Origin of the sequence: Streptomyces antarcticus (assembly GCF_026627255.1) — a bacterium.
Lineage (GTDB): Bacteria > Actinomycetota > Actinomycetes > Streptomycetales > Streptomycetaceae > Streptomyces > Streptomyces antarcticus.
Genome location: NZ_JAPNLM010000081.1, coordinates 1 through 1,225 on the forward strand (window position 1 = coordinate 1; position 1,225 = coordinate 1,225).

Genomic DNA, 1,225 nt, shown 5'->3' on the forward strand with positions numbered 1-1,225 from the left:
CTAAGAAGTTGTCTCATTTGGTGCTGGGCAGGTTCCTTGACACGAGCACAGCGAGCTGGTGCAACTGCTGGCAGTACTTGGCTGCTGCGGGGTCATCGATCTCGGGGATGACTCGGTCCAGGTCCTTGATGCTGCTCTGCAGGAGGATGCTGTTCATCGAGTCGAGGGTGCCGCCGTTGTCGAGCCAGCGAAGAACGCAGCCAGCGATGTCCAATTCGAGCAGCCATACGTGTGTACCCCCGAACGTGGCACGTCGCAGACTGTCGGGGAAGGGCTCTTGGCGGAATCCCCGCCAGAGACGGTCTGCGTTCTGCACCTGCTCAGTCGATTCGCTCATTTGAGCCATTTTGCAGCAGTCGTTGAGCTGGTTTGGCGTTCACCTTCAAGCGGCGGTAGCAGATGAGGGCTGCCGCGATGCCTGCGAACGCCAGGAAGTGTTCGGCCTTGCGTTCATAGCGCCGATGTAATCGACGGCAGCCTGAGAGCCAGGACATCGTTCGCTCCACGACCCATCGGTGTCGGCCGAGCCGGTTCGACGGCTCGACTCCCCGGCGGGCGATGCGATGGCGGATCCCGCGTTTGTGCAGCCATCTCCGCAGGTGGGCGTAGTCATAGCCCTTGTCGCCGTGGAGCTTGCCGGGGCGGCGGCGACGGGGCCCGCGGCGGGATCGGATCGGCGGGATGCCGCGAACGAGAGATTTGAGGGCCTGGCTGTCGTGGAGGTTCGCCCCGGAGATTCCGACGGACAGGGGCAGACCTGTCCGTTCGGTGATCAAGTGGATCTTCGACCCGAACTTGCCTCTGTCGACAGGATTCGGACCCGTCAGATCCCCCTTTTTAGGGCCCTCATGTTGACGGAGTCGATCGCGCAGCGGGACCAGTCCAGCTCGCCGCGGGCGCCGAGTTCGTCGAGGATCAGGCGGTGGAGTTTGGCCCATACTCGGGCCTTCGTCCACTCGGAGAACCTCCGGTGGGCTGTCGCCCCCGACGTCCCGAACGACGCCGTAGGCAGCTGCTGCCAGGTGCAGCCCGACGTAGCCACGAACAGAATCGCCGCCAGCACCTCCCGGTCGCCATGCCGACGCCGGCCACCGCCTTGAGGCCGCGATGGCGCCTCCGGAACTACTCGCTGGAACAGCCCCCACAACTCATCCGGCACCAGCCGCTCAACAATCCCCACCACGACCGGCAGCCTACCCAAGCCCCCAAATGAGATCGCCTCTAA

The 1,225-nt window shown here is 64.2% G+C and carries 2 protein-coding genes; both read right to left on the reverse strand.

The window, feature by feature from the left end:
- Nucleotides 1-13 precede the first annotated feature (13 nt).
- Complete coding sequence (locus OTB16_RS39110) at nt 14-337, reverse strand: hypothetical protein (RefSeq protein ID WP_267727710.1); 324 nt, start codon at nt 335-337, stop codon at nt 14-16.
- Nucleotides 321-1,174, reverse strand: a protein-coding gene (locus OTB16_RS39115; RefSeq protein ID WP_267727711.1) for an IS5 family transposase whose coding sequence is annotated in 2 segments (ribosomal slippage) — nt 321-835 and nt 835-1,174 — 855 coding nt in all. Because the reading frame shifts where the segments join, the coding sequence is not laid out codon by codon here. Before OTB16_RS39115 ends, OTB16_RS39110 begins: the two co-directional genes overlap by 17 nt.
- Nucleotides 1,175-1,225 lie beyond the last annotated feature (51 nt).

Coding starts and splice junctions, on each gene's coding strand:
- OTB16_RS39110 (WP_267727710.1), bottom strand. CDS start 337: ATGAGCGAATCGACTGAGCAGGTGCAGAACGCAGACCGTCTCTGGCGG.